Genomic DNA, 16,491 nt, shown 5'->3' on the forward strand with positions numbered 1-16,491 from the left:
CCCGTCAGTGTAGGCCGCGGCACCCCCGGTGCAACGGCGCCGCGGCGCCGCGGTCGGCCCCTTTCCAGGCGGCCGATTCCGACGTACGGGCTCGGTCTCAGAGCGAGATGATCAGCGGCGGGTACTCGATCTCGGTTCGGTACCACTGCCAGGTGGAGCCGCCGGTCTGCTGGATGGACGCGTAGGTCACCTGATTCGGCGCGACGTTGTTCAGCCCGACCACGACCGCCACGTTCCCGTTCACGGTGCGCGCGCCGAGGCCGGAGACCGTCCCCGCGCCCGCGTATCCGCCGACGGTGAGGGAGACCGGGCCGTTCGCCGTGACGGCGAAGCTCAGCACGTAGCTGCCGACCGCGGTGATCCCGTAGGCCGACGGCGTGAAGTGCACGGAGACCCCCGGACCGCCCGACGGGGTCGGCCGGTAGGTGAACGACGCGTACGGGGTGCCGGTCGTGTCCGTCTGCATGATGTCGGAGGCGATCAGGGTGAGGTTCGTCCTGCCCTTCCCGACGGTGTGCGTGGGGCTGATGGAGTCGATGGGGCGGAACCAGGGGAAGGTGATGATCTCGTGCACCGACACCTGGTGCGCGAGGTCCGTGAGGGACAGGGTTCTCTCGAACGTCGTGAGGTCGATCGTCTCAGCGGTCTCCGCTGCGTCGTCCTCCCCCACGCGCTCCCCCGGGGTTGGAGGCTCGCTGGACATGCGCGCACCCTACTCCGCGGTCGGCGCGGCGCGACAGTCAGCGCGGCGCGACAGTCAGCTCGGCGCGACGGTCAGCGCGGCGCGACGGTGACCGGCCCACCGGCGGACCGACGCTACCCGGCCCGTTCGAACCAGTCGAGGGCGAGGTCGGCGATCGCTTCCGGCGCGTCGTCCGTGATGAAATGCGCCGCATCGTCGACGAACGCGAGCTCGAACCGGTCGGCGACCGCCACCGTGTCGCCGCAGAGCCGGCGCAGGAGCGGTTCGTCCCATGGAAGGTCCTGCCTGCCGAACACCGACAGCGTCGGGGGCTGCAGTCGCTGTCTGGCGAACGCGCCGCGAACCAACTGCATCGACACCGGCACGACCATGCCGCGCACCAGGCGTCGGACGGCGGCATCGACCTCCGGGCGCGCCAGAGGCGCCAGGTGCGCCTGGATGACGTCGGGGCGCAGAGGACGCGCGACATGATCACTGGAGAAGATGCCTTCGAGGGAACGGCCGCGGCGATGCCAGATGAGCGACGGCAGGTGCCGGAAGCCCGGGAGCACCCTCGGACTGATCTTCATGAAGAACGGCGGCACGGAGAGCTGGACCCAGCTGAGCACGAGCTCCGGATCCTGGTAGGCCAGCTGGGCCGCCGTGATCCCGCCCATGTCGTGGGCGACGACGTGGGCTCGCTCGATCCCGAGCGCGGAGAGGAGCGAGCGCAGGTCGCCGAGCCGCGTGTCGGGGTCTATTCGCGGGTCCTCCGCGACCGTCCACCCGGCACCACGGAGGTCGGGGCAGATCGCCCGGTACCCGTGTCCGGCGAGCCGTGAGGCGACGTGGCGCCATTGCCACCAGTGCTGCGGGAACCCGTGCAGGAGGACGACCGGCTCCCCCGCGCCGATCGTCGCGACATGGCTGCGAAGACCTGCGGTCTGCACGATGAGATGTTCGAACCCGGCGGCTTCCGGAAGCGGAGGCGACCAGGTGGATGCGTCGGCGGGAACCCGGCGGAGTGCGGGCGTGTCCATGATCACCTTCCCCGAGGATTTACTACGAACATAGTAAGACTACATTCGTAGTAAGTCGAGACAGAATCGAGGAGGGCATGCCGACAACCAGAGAGCGTGCGCTCGACGCCGCCCTCCAGCTGCTGGGCACAGAGGGCGTTCGTTCGCTCACCCATGCCCGCATCGACTCCGCCGCCGGCCTGCCCGCGGGCAGCACCTCCAACTGGTTCCGCACCAGGCGGGCGCTGCTCCGCGGCGTGGTCGACCACCTGGCGGAGCAGGAGCGCGCCGACGTCGATCCGTCAGGCGTGCCGGCCGTCGATGGCGCCGAAGAACTGATCGAGGTCCTCTGCCTGCTGATCGAGGCGCAGACCGGGCGGTTCGCGGCGCGGACCCGCGCTCGCTACTCCCTGTGGCTCGAGCTGGGGTCCGACTCCGAACTCGGAGCCCCGCTGCGTCACCAGCGTCACGAGTTCGAGGGCTGGACTGAGCAGCTCATCCGCGGCGCCGGCCTGCCCGACCCCGCGAGGGCCGCGAAAGCGATCATGGCGCTCTGCGACGGGCTGATCCTGCACCGCCTGACCGTCGATCCCTCACTCGACGCACGACCGATCCTGAGTCGATCGGTGCGTTCGCTATCGACCGGCCATTAGGCAGGCACGCGCCTTTCCACGGGGTGTCAGGCGACCACGCGCGGCGCGACGGTGACCGGAGAGCCGGTGAGCCCCACGGCGACCCGCTCGCCCGGCTCCGGCCGCTCGCGGGCGCCGTGCTGCAGCGACAGCTCGGTGCCGTCCTCCAGCCGGACCCGCGTGCGGCGCAGCGCGCCGAGGAAACTCGTCGTAAGCACCACAGCGGGGATGCCGCCGCCGGCGAGCACGACGTCCTCGGGCCGCAGATACGCGGTCACGGGACCGTCGACCGCGTCGGAAGCCAGCGGCACCTCGTGCCCGAGGACGGTGACCCGGCCGCCGGCGACCACGCCGTCCACCCGGTTCGTGAGACCGACGAACTCGGCGACGAACACCGTCGCCGGACGGTGGTAGAGCTCCTCGGGGCTGCCGATCTGCTCGATCCGGCCCGCGCGCATCACGGCGACGCGGTCCGCGACCGCGAGCGCCTCCTCCTGGTCGTGCGTGACGAAGAACGTGGTGATGCCGAGCTCGGTCTGGATGCGGCGGATCTCGTCCCGCAGCTGGACCCGCACCTTGGCGTCGAGGGCGGACAGCGGCTCGTCGAGCAGCAGCACGCGCGGCTCGGTGACCAGCGCGCGGGCGAGAGCGACGCGCTGCTGCTGGCCGCCTGACAGCTGGTGCGCGTAGCGGTCGACGTGGTGGTCGAGCCCCACCAGCTCAAGCGCCGCGGCCGCGCGCCGCCGGCGCTCCGCCGGGGCGACCTTGCGCATCCGGAGGCCGAACTCGACGTTCTGGCCGGAGGTCAGGTGCGGGAACAGCGAGTACGACTGGAACACCATCCCGAGGTCGCGACGGCTGGTCGGCTCGTCCGTCACATCGCGGCCGTCGATAAGGATGCTGCCGCTGTCCACGCGCTCCAGTCCCGCGAGCGAGCGCAGCGCTGTCGTCTTGCCGCAGCCGCTCGGGCCGAGCAGGGCGATCAGCTCACCCGGGGCGGCCTGCAGGTCGAAGCCGGCGAGGCCGGCACCGCCGCCGAAGTCGCGGACGAGGTCGCGCAGTTCGACCGTGGAGCCGGTGCGCGCGGAGAGGACGGGGGTCTCGAGGGCGGTCATGTCAGCCTTTCGCGGTGCGTCGCCGCCGCACGCTCACCAGGCGGTCGACGACGACGAGGAGGACGAACGCGAACACCAGCGCGAGGAGCGCGAAGATGACCGCGACGAAGGGGTCGGACTGCGACACCAGCAGCAGCGAAGTCTGCAGGTTGACGCGGGAGAGGAGCGAGGCGATGGTGAACTCGCCCAGCACGACGGCGACCGAGAGCGCGGCCGCGGCGAGGATCCCCCGCCGCAGGTTCGGGACGAGCACCCGCCAGAACACGGTCCACCAGGGGGCGCCGAGCGACCGGGCCGCCTCGCTGAGCGTGATCATGTCGACGGCGGCGACGTTGCTCTGGATGGCGCGGTAGGCGTACGGCAGCACGGTGATGCCGTACGCGAAGGCGAGCGTCCACGCTCCCGAGCCGAACACGTCGGTGACGACGGCGTAGGTCGGCGCGAGGCCCACGACCATCACGATCGCCGGGATCATGATGGGCAGCAGGCAGATGCCCTCCAGCAGCCGGCGCAGCTTCGGGAACCGCAACTCGACCAGCACGATCGTCGGCAGCAGCACCAGGAGCACGATCGCGACGGTCACGACCGCGAGCACGAGCGAGTTGCCGAGGCCCTGGTAGACGCGGTCATAGCGGGTCGTCTCGCCCGAGAACACGGCCACCCAGCGGTCGACGTTGTACACGCCGGGCTTCGCCGTGCGCAGGGTGAACTCGACCATCGAGAACAGCGGGATGAGGAAGAACAGCCCGAGCACGACCCAGATGGCCGTGCGGACGGCGGGACCGGGGCCGAGACGCAGCGGCTGCGCCCGCCTCATCGCTGCCACCTCGCGGTGCGGCGGACCAGCGCCGAGTAGCCGAGCATGACGACGACCATCACCAGCAGCATCCCGAGCGCCATGGCGCCCGCGAGGTTGGCGCGGCCGAGCACGGTCTCGCTGATCAGCGCCTGCCGGATCTGCAGCGAGACGATGTTGTTCGCCTGGCCGACGAGGGCTGCGGCGGTCGCGTACGACGAGAAGGCGTTGGCGAACAGCAGCAGCAGGCTGCCCAGGAACGACGGGAGCAGGATGGGGCCGCCCACGCGCGTCCAATAGGTCCAGCGGCTGCCGCCGAGTGTGGCCGTCGCCTCCAGCCACTGCGGCCGCAGCCCCTCGAGCGCGGGCATGAACGTGATGACCATGAGCGGGATCTGGAAGTACAGGTACGGCAGGATGAGGCCGGGCACCGTGTACAGCCACACGCCGTTCTCGTAGATGTTGAGGTGGGCGACCGTGCGCAAGAGCACGGTGACGAGGCCCTGGGCTCCGATCGTCGCGATGAAGGCGAACGCCAGCATGACGCCGCCGAACTGCGCGAGGACGCTGCTCGCCGAATCCACCAGCGAGCGCGTCACGCCGCCGGGGCGCGAGCGCAGCAGGGCGAAGCACAGCGCGGCGCCGGCGATGGCCCCGACGATCGCGGTGACCGCGGAGAGCCAGAAAGCGCCGAAGAACGAACCGGCGATCGCCGGCTCCGTCAGCCCCGTCAGGTTGGCCCACGTGAAGCGGCCGTCCGCATCCACGAATCCACTGCCGACGGCGACGACCGTCGGCACGGCCAGGAAGACGACCACGTAGAAGGCGAACGGCGTCAGCCCGAGCACGGCGGCCGCGCTCTTCCGGCGCCGCCGCCCGGCGCTGGCGCCTGCGGGCCGGGCCGACGACGGCTGCCGCCGGGTCTCCGTCGCGGAGACGCCGGCGGCAGCACGGTCGACCGGGGGCGCCGCGGCGCCCGTCACGGTCTCGGTCATCAGCCGACCGCGTTCGCCCACTTGGCGTTGAGCAGTGTGCCGGCGTCGGTCGCCTGCTTGTCGCTCATCACCGCAACCTCGTCGAGCTTGCCGGGGAAGTCGGCCTCGTCGAGCGTGCCGGCCTTCTGCATGGCGTCGACGCGCGCCGGGTAGGCGCCGCCCTTCAGCCACGCGTTCTGGGCGGCGTCGCTGTAGAGGTACTCCTCCCAGAGGCGCGCGGCCGCGGGGTGCGGGGCGTCCTTGTTGATGGCCTGGTTGTAGTAGCCGACGTAGGCGGTGCCCGGAAGCACGACGTACTTCCAGTCCACACCGCCGCCCTTGATGGTGTCGGAGGTGGCGTAGCCCTTCTGGTTGAACGACCAGTCCAGCAGCACCGGAGTCTCGCCCGAGGCGATGGTGTTCGGCTTGCCGTCGGCCGCGTTCCAGTTGCCGGCCTTCTTGAGCTTCGAGAACCAGTCGATGCCCGGGGTCAGGTCGTCGAGCGTGCCGCCGTTCTGCAGGGTGGCGTACGCCACCGCGCCGGCCGCCGCGGCCGCCTGGGTGGGGTTGCCGTTGAGCGCGACCGCCCCCGTGAACTCCGGCTTCAGGAGGTCGCCGAACGACTTCGGCGCGCTCTTGATCTTGTTCGCGTCGTAGCCGACGGCCATGACGCCGTAGTAGCCGACCTTCCAGAGGCCGTCCTTCTCCTTCTGGTTCGCGGGGATGTCGTCCCAGCCGGTCGGCTTGTAGCCGGCGAAGTACTGCGTGTTCGCCAGAGCGACCGAGGGGCCGATGTCGAAGGTGTCCGGAGCGGTGTCCTGGCCCTTGAGCTTCTTGGCGGCGTCGATCTCCTCCTGGCTGGAGGCGCTGTCCTGGCTCGGGTTGATCGTGATGCCGTACTTCTTGGTGAAGCCGTCGAAGATCTCCTGGTAGTTCGCCCAGTCGCCCGGGGTCGCGATGATGTTGAGGCTGCCCTCCTTCTTCGCGGCGGCGACCAGCGCATCCATCCCGCCCGCCGACGCGACGTCGGTGGCGGTGCTGATCTTCGCGGTATCGGCGGTGCTGCCGCTCGCGCCGCCGGAGCAGGCGGAGAGCGAGAGTGCGACGACGGCGGCCGCGGCCGCGAGGCCGGCGACACGTGCGCGCTTGTTGATCACGGGTTTCCTCCAGTGCACGGTGTCGTCCGGGCGGAGCGCCCGGACGTGGTCACCGTAGGAAGGCCAGACGTCCGGGCGCCTTCGCGCCGGTGACACCGCGGTGAACGTCGGGTGTCCGGGGTTGTCGCTAGGGTCGTTCCGTGGTCGAACAGATCTCCCCCGCACTCGCACGTCGCATCGCGCTGGCCGCACAGGGGTTCGGCAGGCCGTATCCCGACGCCGTGGGCACGCGCCAGCTCAACGGCCTGATGGACCGGCTGCGCCTGCTGCAGATCGACTCCGTCAACGTCTTCGAGCGCAGCCACTACCTGCCCGCGTTCGCCCGCCTCGGCGCCTACGACCGCAGCCTGCTCGACCGGCTGACGTTCGACGCGCGAGGCCCGTACACCGAGTACTGGCCGCACGAGGCCGCGTTCATGCGCACAGAGGACTGGCCCCTGTTCGCCTGGCGGATGCGCGAGTACCGCGAGCGGTACGGCGGCCCGGGCAGCTGGTTCGAGGTCAACGAGGGCACCGTCGAGTGGCTGCGCGGGGAGCTCGCCGCGAACGGGCCGCTGGTGGCCGGCGAGATCGAGCACGACGCCAACTACCGCACCGGGCCGTGGTGGGGATGGTCGGAGGTCAAGCGCGCCCTGGAGCGGATGTTCCTGTTCGGCGAGGTGGCGATCGCCGGGCGCACCCGGTTCCAGCGCCGCTACGGACTCGCCTCCGATGTGCTGCCCGCGAGCGTGCTGGAGCGGACGGTGAGCGACGAGGACGCCGTCCGCGAACTGCTGCGGCGCGCGGCGGTGGCGCACGGCATCGGCACCGCACGCGACTTCGCCGACTACTACCGCATCAAAGGCCCGCGTGTCGGGGTGGCGCTGCAGGAGCTGGAGGATGCGGGCGAACTCGTTCCCGTGCAGGTGGGCGGGTGGGAGAGCGCGGGCCGCCCGCTCCGCGCCTGGATGCACCGCGACGCGCGCAAACCCCGCCGGGTGGAGGCCGCGGCACTGCTCTCGCCGTTCGACCCGGTGGTCTGGTACCGGGACCGGGCGCTGCGCGTGTTCGGCTTCCACTACCGCATCGAGATCTACACGCCCGCGCCGCAGCGGGTCTACGGCTACTACTCGCTGCCCATTCTGATCGACGAGGCGCTGGTCGGGCGCATCGACCTGAAAAGCGACCGGCAGGCCGGGGTGCTGCGCGTGCAGTCGGCGTGGACGGAGCCGGGCGTGCCCGCCGTGCCGCTCGACCGCCTCCTGCCGCTGCTCGCCGAGACGGCCGCGTGGCAGGGGCTCGACCGCGTGGAAGTCGCCGAGGGCGCCCGGGGCGACCTCGCCCCGCTCCTCGCGGCGGCGCTGCCCGGCTCCTCGCGGGCGGCCTCCGGCCGGGGGTAGGGTTCGGGGCATGACGTCACCGCTGGACTACCTGGATCAGGACGGGGCCGACGAGGCCGACTACGAGTCGCCGATGCGCGAGCTGTACGCCTACCACGACGGCGACACCTGGCTCGACGGCATCGTGACCGGAGTGAGACCGCACGGAGCGTCGGACGGCGGCACGCTCATCCAGTTCGACGAACGCCTGTGGGTGCCCGCGCGCGAGGTCCGCAGCTCCGACCACTACATCGCGGTGCTGCTGAACCCCGACTCGGAGGTCTACGCCGAGGTGATCCAGTCGCTCGTCGACGGGGAGCCGAAGGAGGTCATCCGCGACGTGTCGATCGTGGGCGACGACAACGTCGGCACCGAGTGGCGTCTGCTGGACGAGCCCCCGACGGGCACCCGCATCCGCTACCGCTACACGGGCACCGCCGAGCTGCAGGTGCCCGACGGCGACCACGTGCCCGACGGCCGCGCGAGCGCGTAGCGCACGCCCGCGCCCGGCGCACGCGCGTCGCCGTCTCGCCCTCTCGCCGTCTCGCCTTCTCGCCTTCTCGCCTTCTCGCCTTCTCGCCTTCCGTCGGAGATCCGCCAGCCACCGTCGGAGATCCGCCCCGATCCGGCCCGAAACTCCATCCGCAGAGCGTTGCGTCGGAGATTCCAGCCCCTTTCTCCGACACAAGCACGCGCCGCCCCTTGCGCCGCGCCCGCCTCAGGCGGTCCGGCGCTGCAGCGTGACGGCGCCGAGCACCACCGCCGCAACGGCGAACGCGCCGATGATGAGCAGCTGGCCGCCGACGTAGGCGGCGTCGTGGCTGTCCGCCGCCACCGCGTTGAGCGCGTCCACCGCGTGCGACAGCGGCAGCCAGTCGCTGATCTCCTCCAGCCCCGGCGGAAGCTGATCGCGCGGCAGGAAGATGCCGCCCAGCAGGATCTGCGGGAAGACCAGCAGCGGCATGAACTGGACCACCTGGAACTCGGTGCGCGCGAACGCGCTCGCGAACAGTCCGAGCGTGCTGCCGAGCACCGCATCCGTCACCGCGACCGCCACCAGCAGCCAGGGGTTGCCCTTCACGTCGAGCCCGCACACCCACAGCGCGTAGCCCGACGCGAGCAGTGCCTGCACGATCGCCAGCAGCCCGAACGCGATCGTGTAGCCGAGGATGAAGTCGCCGCGCCCGAGCGGCATCGACAGGAGGCGCTCCAGCGTCCCGGTGCGCCGCTCCCGCAGCGTGGTGATGGAGGTGACCAGGAACATCACGATGAACGGGAACAGCGCCAGGATGGCCGGCCCGATCGTCTGGAACACCGGCGTGTCCGTGAAGATCCACGCCACCAGCCCGATCAGGAGGCTGGGCACGATCAGCAGCAGCACCACGGTGCGCGGGTCGTGGCGGATCTGGGTGAGGACGCGGCCCGTGGTCGCCAGGGTCCTGGTCGCGTTCATCGCACGTCCTCCCCGAGGCCGGCGGCGTCCTCGTCCGTCTCGGGCAGCGCGTGCCGCGCGTGCCGGCGCCGGAGCAGCGCGAGGAACGCGCCCTCGGCATCCGCCGCCCCCGTCTCGGCCAGCAGTTCGCCGGGCGTCGCGTCGGCGAGCACCGCGCCGTCGCGCATGAGGATCAACCGGTCGCAGCGGCTCGCCTCGTCCATCACGTGGCTGGAGATGAGGAGGCTGGTGCCCGAGTCGGCGAGGCGGTGGAACAGACCCCAGAGCTCCACCCGGAGCAGCGGGTCGAGCCCGACCGTCGGCTCGTCGAGCACCAGCAGGTCGGGCGAGCCGAGCAGCGCGGCGGCGAGAGACACGCGGCTGCGCTGGCCGCCGGAGAGCGTCGACACCAGCCGCCCGGCATGCTCCTCCAGGTCGGTCGCGGCGATCGCGCGCTCCACATCCGCCCGCCCGGCGCCGAGGACCCGCCGGAAGTAGTCGAGGTTCTGCCGGATGGTGAGGTCGTCGTAGACGCTCGCCGCCTGGGTGACGTAGCCGACGCGGTGCCGCAGGGCCGCAGAACCGGCCGGCTGGCCGAGCACCGTCACGGTGCCGCCCTTCACACGCTGCACCCCGACGATCGAACGCATGAGGGTCGTCTTGCCGCATCCGCTCGGCCCGAGCAGTCCGACGACCTGCCCGCGCGGGATGCGCAGGTCGAGCCCGTGCAGGATGTCGGCGCGGCCTCGGCGCACCCGCAGGTCCTCGATGGCGACGGCGGGCTCCGCCGCATCCGGCGAATTCATCATGTGCTGAATTATTCGCTCCGGCGGACTCCGCGTCAAGACACCGGCCGCCACCGCGCGGCCGTGTCAGGAGACGGGCGCGTCCGGATCTCCGAACAGGTGCCACTGGAGCACCGGCCCGACCCGGCGCGCGAGCTCGTCCGCGGGCGTGCTCGCGATCGGCTCGACCTGCAGCGCGTACCGGGTCATCATGATCCCGACCAGCTGGGCGGCGGCGAGCTCCCCGCGCAGGGATGCGTCGGGCGCGTCGCTCAGGGAGGCGAGCTTCGACAGCACCTCCCGCTGGAGGAATTCGCGCACCATCCGGGTCCCGGGGCCGCTGCCGAGGACGGTGCGCAGCACCACGACCATCCGCCGGGCGGACTTCTCGTCGTCGAGACGTTCGACGACGTACCGCACCAGGGACTCCCCCACCCGGTCGCGCGGGCCGGCCAGCACCACGTCCAGTACGCGGTCGGGCCGCAGCGGGACCTCGAGCGTGGCGGCGAACAGGTCGGCTTTGCCGTCGAAGTAGTGGTGGACGAGCGCGGAGTCGACGCCCGCGCGCCGCGCGACCGCCCGGAGGGAGGCCGCTTCGTACCCCCGCTCGGCGAACTCGTCGGCCGCGGCGCGCAGGATCGCCGCGCGCGCGGACGCCGCGCCCCGCTCCTTGCGCGGACGCCCCGGTCGGCGACGTTCGGCCAGCTCGCTCACGCAGCCATTGTGCACCCGGACGTGCGCTGTCCGCCTCCGAGGGGGTTGCTTCGAGTGTGATGGGAACGCGGTCGGCGCCGCCTCCGCCGAAGCTAGGATGTGACCTGCGCAATCACTCGACCCGGCGCCTGCACACAAGGAGTTCAGCGAACATGGAATGGCTCATTCCGGTCATCATCGTCGTCGTGATCGTGGCGATCATCGGGATCTATCTGTGGGCCACCTACAACTCCCTCGTGACGCTGAAAGTCCGTGTGGACGAGGCGTGGAGCGACATCACGGTGCAGCTGAAGCGCCGTGCCGACCTCATCCCGAACCTGATCGAGACGGTCAAGGGATACGCCGCGCACGAGCGCGGGGTGTTCGAGTCGGTGACGCAGGCGCGCGCCGAGACGCTGTCCGCGCAGACCCCGGGTGAGGCGTCGGTCGCCGAGAACCACATGCAGACCGCGCTGAAGAGCATCTTCGCCGTGGCCGAGGCGTACCCGCAGCTGCAGGCGAGCCAGAACTTCCTGCGCCTGCAGGCCGACCTGGTCGACACCGAGGACAAGATCCAGGCGTCGCGCCGGTTCTACAACGGCGGCGTCCGCGAGTTCAACACCAAGATCAAGGTCTTCCCGAACAACCTGTTCGCCCGACGCCTGGGCTTCACCGAGCGCGAGTTCTTCGAGGTCGACAACCTCGCCGCGATCGCCGAGCCCCCGCGCGTCCAGTTCTAGGGCGTCGATGTACAGGGCTATCGCCAGGAACAAGCGCAACACCGTCTTCATCATCCTGCTGTTCCTGGTACTCATCGGTGCGCTCGGATGGCTGGCCTCGGTCATCTACCAGAGCTACACGATCCTCGTGGTCGTGCTCATCGGGGCGGTGCTCTACGCGCTGTTCCAGTACTACCTGGCGAGCAGTCAGGCGCTCAGTATGTCGGGGGCCATCCCCATCCAGAAGGCGGACAACCCGCGCCTCTGGAACGTCGTGGAGAACCTGTCGATCACGACCGGGACGCCCATGCCGGCGGTCTACATCGTGAACGACCCGGCGCCGAATGCGTTCGCGACCGGGCGCGACCCGCAGCACGCCTCCGTCGCCGCGACCACGGGGCTGCTCGACATCATGACGGATGCGGAGCTCGAGGGCGTCATGGCGCACGAGCTCGGGCACGTGCGCAACTACGACATCCGCCTCGGGATGATCGTGTTCGGCCTCACCGTCGCGATCGGCTTCATCGCCGACATCTTCCTGCGGATGGCGTTCTTCGGCGGCAACCGGAACAACAACAGCAACGGCGGCGGCAACCCTGTCGTGCTGGTGTTCGGGCTGATCGCCGCGATCGTGGCGCCGCTGGTCGCGACGCTGGTGCAGCTGGCGGTCTCGCGGCAGCGGGAGTACCTGGCCGACGCGACCGGCGCGCTGACGACGCGGCACCCGGACGCCCTGGCGAGCGCCCTGCTCAAGCTGGAGGCGTACGGCCGCCCGATGCGCAAGCAGAACTCCTCCATGGCGCACCTGTGGATCAACGACCCGCTGAAGCCGGGTCTCATGGCTCGCCTGTTCTCCACCCACCCGCCGATCCCCGAGCGCGTCGAGCGCCTGGAGTCGATGGGCGGCACCTTCTAGCTCACCGACTGCCCTCATTGGGAACGTCTGCGCCCGCGCGCGCAGGCGCAGACGTTCCGAACCGCAGCAGACATCGGCGCGGAGGCGGCGCAGAGTCAGGCGCCGAGCACGCGGCGCAGGTAGGCGTTCTCGAAGCGGCGCTCCGGGTCGAGCCGGTCCCGTACGGCCAGGAAGTCGTCGAACCGCGGGTACAGCGTCCGCAGCGCGTCCGCATCCCGGCCGTGCAGCTTGCCCCAGTGCGGCCGGCCTTCGTGCGCGGCCATGATCTCCTCGACCGCCGAGAAGTACTCGCGCTGGTCCTCGCGGTAGTACCGGTGCACCGCGATGTAGCCGCTCTCGCGTCCGTAGGCGGTGGAGAGCCAGTTGTCGTCGGCCGCCGCGCTGCGCACCTCGATCGGGAAGGAGATGCGCCAGCCGCGCCGCTCGATCAGCGCCTTCACCTCGGCGAGAGCCCCGGGCACCGCCTCCCGCGGCAGCGCGTACTCCATCTCGCGGAACCGGACGGTGCGGTTGGTGACGAAGACCCGCGGCGCGTGGTCGGTGAAGTCGCGGTTGCCGGTGAGCCGCTGCGCCAGCCGGCTGAACGGCGGGATGACGCCCGGCGCGACCGTGCCCAGCGCGCACACACCGCGGTAGACCCCGTTGGCGAGCAGCTCGTCGTCGAACCAGCGCCCGGCGCGCGACAGCGGCTTGCGCTCGGCCGTGAGCGGCAGACGCGTGTTCGTCTTGGTGAGTGCCGTCTCCGTGTGCGGGAACCAGTAGAACTCGAAGTGGTCCTCGGCGGCGGACCGCTCGAGGTACGACTCCATCGCAGCCTGCAGCGGTTCCGGCCGCTCGACGGCCTGGAGCAGGTACGCGGGAACGCACTGCAGCGTGACGTCGACGATCACGCCGAGCGCTCCGAGCCCCAGCCGGGCGGCCGGGAGCAGCTCCGAGTTCCGCGTCTCGTCGATGCGCAGCAGCTCCCCGAGACCGGTCACCAGGGTGAGGCCGACGATCTGCGTCGCCAGCCCGCCGAACGAGCCGCCCGTCCCGTGCGTACCGGTGGAGGTGGCGCCAGCGATGGTCTGCCGGTCGATGTCGCCCATGTTCTCCAGGGCCAGCCCGTGCGGCCGGAGCAGCCGCGGCAGCTGGTGCAGGTGGGTGCCCGCCGCGAGCGTGACCCGTCCGCGTTCGAGGTCCACCTCCCGGATGCCGCTCAGATCCTCGAGGTCGAGCTGCACGCCCGGTGCGACGGCGATGCCTGTGAAACTGTGGCCCGCCCCGACCGGTTTGACGCGCATCCCGGTGCGGTTGGCCGCCAGCACGGCGCGCTGCACCGCCTCGGCGGACGCGGGACGTTCGACACGCTGCGGGCGCACCGCCTCCGTCCGCCCCCAGTTGCGCCAGAGTCCGCCGACAGCCGTCACAGGAAGACCTTGCCGTCGCCGCGGTAGGTGGCGACCTCGCCGACCACACGCGCCCGGCCGTCGACCGTGTCGACCAGGTGGAAGGAGTCGACGTGCTCGCTGAGCTCGCCCGACTTGGTGTGCCGCAGCCAGACCCGGTCACCGATGCGCATCACGCCCGCGGCGGCCCCGGTCAGCGGCGTCTGCACCTCCCCCGCCATCTCGCGCGCCACCATCGACAGGCCGGTCGGCCACGCCACCGACGGCATCCGGTCGGGTCCGGGCGGCCCGGACGCGATCCAGCCGCCGCCGAGCAGCGTCGCGGTGTTCGGATCCGGGCGCCGGACCACCGAGAGCGCGAAGGAGGCGGCGGGCGCGGGCCGGAACGACCGGTACGTGTCGAACAGGTGGCCGCCGAACAGGCCGCTGCCCGCTGCGATCTCCGTCACCGAATCGTCGGAGGCGGTGAACTCCAGCGACCCGGTGCCGCCGCCGTTGACGAACTCCAGGTCGGCGATCGCGCGCACCGCCGCGACCGCTTCACCGCGACGGCCGAGCAGCTCCTCGCGCGAGTTCTTCTGCATCCACCGCAGCGTCGCCGCCCACGCGGGCTTGCCGGGCGGATCGTCGCCCTGACCGGCGATCTGGGCCTCGTAGCCCATCATCCCGACGAGGGCGAAGCCGGGACGGCGGACGATCGCCGCCGCCAGCTCGCGGGCGGCCGCGGCCGAGTGCACCGGCGACCGGTAGACCCCGACGCGACCGAGCACCGGTGCGAGCCAGGAGGAGTCGAGTTCGAGGCACAGCCGGATGGTCTCGCGGGCGCCGGGAGGCACGACCGCATCGATGACGTCGAGGTGCGCGATGGAGTCGACCATCAGGGTCACCCGCGACGCGAGCTCGGGCGACGCCGCGAGGCGGCGGATCGCGCTCCGGTCGGCGCTCGGGTACCCGACCACGACATCCTGGACGGGTGGATGCTCCGCGCCGCCCCCCGCGAGCCACAGCGCCTCGGGCAGCGTGTAGGCGAGCACGCCCGCGTACCCGGGCAGCGCGAGCACCGCATCCAGCACCGACCGGACGCGCACCGACTTGGACGCGACCCGGATGCTCTTCGCCGCACGCCCCGACGGCACGGCCGCCCGGCGCAGCATGTCGTGCGCGTTGTGGCGGAGGGCGGGCAGGTGCAGCACCGCCAGGGGCGGGTCCAGCTGGGCGGTGGCGGCGGAGAGCGACGGCCAGAACACGTCCGGCGCCGTCCAGGTGCGGTCGGCGGCGACCGGCGGGGTGGCGAGGTTCAGGTCGGTCATCAGCGCACCGCTTTCACTCGGGCGACCGCGAGAGCTCCCGCGAACGCGAACAGGGCGGACAGGACGAACAGGCCGGCGAAGCCGCCGAGCGCGGCGACGATCATCGCGCCGAACAGCGGGGCGACGGCCTGCGGCACGGCCAGGGCGATGTTCATGATCCCGAGGTCTTTGCCGCGGCTCTCCGGGTCGGGGAGCACCTGCGTGGCGAGCGCCTGGTCGACGCTGAGGAAGCAGCCGTACCCGACGCCGAGCAGCGCCGCCGCGACGAACGCGACCGACAGGTCCGGCACGAAGGCGAGCAGCAGCGCCGCCACCCCCTGCACCGCCGAGGAGGCGAACACGAACACTTTGCGTCGGCCCAGCCGGTCGGAGAGCCACCCGAGCACGAGCGACGCGACGATCACGAACACCATGTAGATGAGGATGAGGACGAGCAGATCGTCGTCGGCGTGCGGGTCGCGCAGTCCGAACTCCAGGAAGTACAGCAGCAGCGACGTGCCGAACGCGTTGCCGAAGTTGACGAGCACGCGGCTGAGCAGCGTCCAGCCGAAGTCGGGATGCGCCCGCGGGCTGATCCACAGTCCCTCGATGACGCCGCGCACCGACATCCGCTCCCGCAGCTCCGGCGCGAGCACCGCATCCGGGAGCAGCAGGAACGGCAGCACCAGGACCAGCAGCAGTACCGCCATCGCCGTGTACCCGACGAACGCGCCGACGAAGACGTAGGTGACGAGGGCGACGCCGAGGATGATCCCGATGGCCTGCGGGGCGCTGATCCAGCCGCTGACGTAGCCGCGCTGGTCGACCGGCACCTGGTCGCTGATCGTCGCCGTGAGCGCCGCGGTGAGGATGCAGAAACCGGTGAGCGCCAACGACCAGAAGACGCCCATCCCGACGATGCTGGTCTGCATTCCCAGCAGCACGAGGGAGGCCGCGAACACGAGGGCGCCGGCGGCGATCCACGGCCGGCGTCGCCCGAAACGGCTCGTGGTCCGGTCGGAGAGCGCACCCGTCAGCGGGTAGGCGACGATCGCGCAGACCCCGGAGATGCCCGAGATCACGCCGAACGCGACGACGTTGTCGACCCACGACGTCGCGTGCAGTTCGGTCTGCACCTGGTCGGGCAGGAGCTTCTGGATGGGCGCGAGCTGCGCCATCCACACCCCCAGCCAGGCGACGGCGAAGGCGGCGATCCACCGGCCCGGCACCTTGCGGACGGGCTCGGCGAAGACCGCCGGCGTGGAGGTGTTCGTCATCGGCGGCCTGCTTTCGGGGCGGGGTGGACGGGGCGGGGGTCGAGCCGGCGGGGGTGGATGGGGCGGGGGTCGAGCCGGCGGGGGTGGATGGGGCGGGGGTCGAGCCGGCGGGGGTGGAGGGGGCCGGGGTGGATGGGGTGGTCGCCCGCGCGGGCGCCGCTCCGGTGGATGCGGCGGGAGCCGACGCGCCGGTCGCTGTCAGAGCGGCGAGTGCGTCGGCGGCGACGTCCATGGTGGCGGCGGCGGCCCGGTCGTCACG

17 protein-coding genes are annotated in these 16,491 nt (G+C 71.4%); 5 read left to right on the plus strand and 12 right to left on the minus strand.

Annotation, left to right across the window (positions count from 1 at the left end; genetic code table 11):
• Window positions 1-97: 97 nt before the first annotated feature.
• Window positions 98-703, minus strand: coding sequence for a hypothetical protein (locus tag ACR9Y5_RS12740; protein WP_481298288.1), 606 nt, complete (start codon window positions 701-703; stop codon window positions 98-100).
• 113 nt (window positions 704-816) lie between these two features.
• Entirely contained in the window at window positions 817-1,722 is a 906-nt protein-coding gene (locus tag ACR9Y5_RS12745) for an alpha/beta fold hydrolase (RefSeq protein WP_481298289.1), read from the minus strand.
• 77 nt (window positions 1,723-1,799) lie between these two features.
• Here ACR9Y5_RS12745 and ACR9Y5_RS12750 point away from each other — a divergent pair, with 77 nt between their 5' ends.
• Window positions 1,800-2,354 carry a TetR/AcrR family transcriptional regulator gene (locus ACR9Y5_RS12750; protein ID WP_481298290.1) on the plus strand — a complete coding sequence of 185 codons (555 nt, stop codon included), beginning with the start codon at window positions 1,800-1,802 and terminating at the stop codon, window positions 2,352-2,354.
• Window positions 2,355-2,380: 26 nt separating this feature from the next.
• Here the strand turns inward: ACR9Y5_RS12750 and ACR9Y5_RS12755 are convergent, their stop codons facing one another.
• The 4 genes from ACR9Y5_RS12755 to ACR9Y5_RS12770 are packed head-to-tail and all read right to left on the minus strand — an operon-like array spanning window position 2,381 to window position 6,375.
• Window positions 2,381-3,448 (minus strand): ABC transporter ATP-binding protein, encoded by a 1,068-nt coding sequence (locus ACR9Y5_RS12755; protein WP_481298291.1) that lies wholly within the window; start codon window positions 3,446-3,448, stop codon window positions 2,381-2,383.
• Window position 3,449: 1 nt separating this feature from the next.
• Window positions 3,450-4,265, minus strand: a complete 816-nt coding sequence (locus tag ACR9Y5_RS12760) for an ABC transporter permease subunit (protein WP_481298292.1) — start codon at window positions 4,263-4,265, stop codon at window positions 3,450-3,452.
• Window positions 4,262-5,260, minus strand: a complete 999-nt coding sequence (locus ACR9Y5_RS12765; protein WP_481298293.1) for an ABC transporter permease — start codon at window positions 5,258-5,260, stop codon at window positions 4,262-4,264. The genes ACR9Y5_RS12760 and ACR9Y5_RS12765 overlap by 4 nt, the downstream gene beginning before the upstream one ends.
• Window positions 5,239-6,375, minus strand: coding sequence for an ABC transporter substrate-binding protein (locus ACR9Y5_RS12770; protein ID WP_481298294.1), 1,137 nt, complete (start codon window positions 6,373-6,375; stop codon window positions 5,239-5,241). The genes ACR9Y5_RS12765 and ACR9Y5_RS12770 overlap by 22 nt, the downstream gene beginning before the upstream one ends.
• A gap of 140 nt (window positions 6,376-6,515) precedes the next feature.
• Here ACR9Y5_RS12770 and ACR9Y5_RS12775 point away from each other — a divergent pair, with 140 nt between their 5' ends.
• Both ACR9Y5_RS12775 and ACR9Y5_RS12780 read left to right on the plus strand, forming a co-directional pair.
• Window positions 6,516-7,754: a winged helix-turn-helix domain-containing protein gene (locus tag ACR9Y5_RS12775; RefSeq protein ID WP_481298295.1), complete on the plus strand. Its 1,239-nt coding sequence runs from the start codon at window positions 6,516-6,518 to the stop codon at window positions 7,752-7,754.
• A gap of 10 nt (window positions 7,755-7,764) precedes the next feature.
• Window positions 7,765-8,226, plus strand: coding sequence for a hypothetical protein (locus tag ACR9Y5_RS12780; protein WP_481298296.1), 462 nt, complete (start codon window positions 7,765-7,767; stop codon window positions 8,224-8,226).
• A gap of 225 nt (window positions 8,227-8,451) precedes the next feature.
• Here ACR9Y5_RS12780 and ACR9Y5_RS12785 read toward each other — a convergent pair whose 3' ends face one another.
• The 3 genes from ACR9Y5_RS12785 to ACR9Y5_RS12795 form a co-directional block, all read right to left on the minus strand.
• Entirely contained in the window at window positions 8,452-9,186 is a 735-nt protein-coding gene (locus ACR9Y5_RS12785) for an ABC transporter permease (protein ID WP_481298297.1), read from the minus strand.
• A complete protein-coding gene (locus ACR9Y5_RS12790) occupies window positions 9,183-9,971 on the minus strand; it encodes an ABC transporter ATP-binding protein (protein WP_481299578.1) in 789 nt (262 codons plus the stop codon). Before ACR9Y5_RS12790 ends, ACR9Y5_RS12785 begins: the two co-directional genes overlap by 4 nt.
• Window positions 9,972-10,037: 66 nt before the next feature.
• On the minus strand, window positions 10,038-10,664 hold the full coding sequence (locus ACR9Y5_RS12795; protein WP_481298298.1) for a TetR/AcrR family transcriptional regulator: 627 nt from the start codon (window positions 10,662-10,664) through the stop codon (window positions 10,038-10,040).
• A gap of 152 nt (window positions 10,665-10,816) precedes the next feature.
• On the opposite strand from ACR9Y5_RS12795, the gene ACR9Y5_RS12800 reads away from it, so the two are divergent.
• Together ACR9Y5_RS12800 and ACR9Y5_RS12805 are read left to right on the plus strand one after the other, a co-directional pair.
• A complete protein-coding gene (locus ACR9Y5_RS12800; protein WP_018191575.1) occupies window positions 10,817-11,383 on the plus strand; it encodes a LemA family protein in 567 nt (188 codons plus the stop codon).
• Window positions 11,384-11,390: 7 nt separating this feature from the next.
• Window positions 11,391-12,278 (plus strand): M48 family metalloprotease, encoded by an 888-nt coding sequence (locus tag ACR9Y5_RS12805; protein WP_481298299.1) that lies wholly within the window; start codon window positions 11,391-11,393, stop codon window positions 12,276-12,278.
• Between the two features lie 95 nt (window positions 12,279-12,373).
• Here the strand turns inward: ACR9Y5_RS12805 and ACR9Y5_RS12810 are convergent, their stop codons facing one another.
• Genes ACR9Y5_RS12810 through ACR9Y5_RS12820 form a run of 3 tightly spaced genes read right to left on the minus strand, consistent with a single transcriptional unit; the run spans window position 12,374 to window position 16,232 of the window.
• On the minus strand, window positions 12,374-13,687 hold the full coding sequence (locus tag ACR9Y5_RS12810; RefSeq protein ID WP_481298300.1) for a D-arabinono-1,4-lactone oxidase: 1,314 nt from the start codon (window positions 13,685-13,687) through the stop codon (window positions 12,374-12,376).
• Window positions 13,684-14,976, minus strand: coding sequence for a type III PLP-dependent enzyme domain-containing protein (locus tag ACR9Y5_RS12815; RefSeq protein ID WP_481299579.1), 1,293 nt, complete (start codon window positions 14,974-14,976; stop codon window positions 13,684-13,686). The genes ACR9Y5_RS12810 and ACR9Y5_RS12815 overlap by 4 nt, the downstream gene beginning before the upstream one ends.
• Window positions 14,976-16,232, minus strand: a complete 1,257-nt coding sequence (locus ACR9Y5_RS12820) for an MFS transporter (protein ID WP_481298301.1) — start codon at window positions 16,230-16,232, stop codon at window positions 14,976-14,978. Before ACR9Y5_RS12820 ends, ACR9Y5_RS12815 begins: the two co-directional genes overlap by 1 nt.
• Window positions 16,233-16,491 lie beyond the last annotated feature (259 nt).

This window comes from Leifsonia sp. KNZ13-11D (genome assembly GCF_056754895.1).